Origin of the sequence: Blautia sp. HCP3S3_H10_2 (assembly GCF_052122375.1) — a bacterium.
Classification (GTDB): Bacteria; Bacillota; Clostridia; order Lachnospirales; family Lachnospiraceae; genus Blautia_A.
In genome coordinates, this window is the sequence record NZ_JBQKCL010000065.1 from 1 (window position 1) to 354 (window position 354).

The window sequence follows — 354 nt, forward strand, 5'->3', positions numbered from 1 at the left end:
ACAAAGACGGTAAAAGCAGGCCAGAAGGAAAAGTTAACCTATACATTCGAGAAGAGTAATACGGAAGAAAGTAAAGGAAAACTGGAACTGCTGAAGACAGGAGCAGAAGGAATTGCCCTTGAGGGAGCAAAATTCGACCTGTATAAGGTTGGAAATCCAGATGAAAATCGTGGCTTTTATGTGACTGGCAAGGATGGAAAGATCACAGTTGATAATGTAGAACCGGGAAGCTATTACTTTGTGGAAACAGAAGCCCCGGCAGGCTATGTAACCCCGGCTGGAACAGCTGCCAAGACAGAGACAGTAGTTGTAGAAGCAGGCCAGGCATCCGTTGTATTGTATACGATCAATGTA

The 354-nt window shown here is 44.6% G+C and carries 1 protein-coding gene; it reads left to right on the forward strand.

Going from position 1 to position 354, the window contains the following annotated elements; translation table 11 throughout:
* Positions 1 to 354 (forward strand): prealbumin-like fold domain-containing protein (locus ACTQWB_RS18775; RefSeq protein ID WP_441502928.1); only part of this gene is annotated, 354 nt, incomplete at both ends.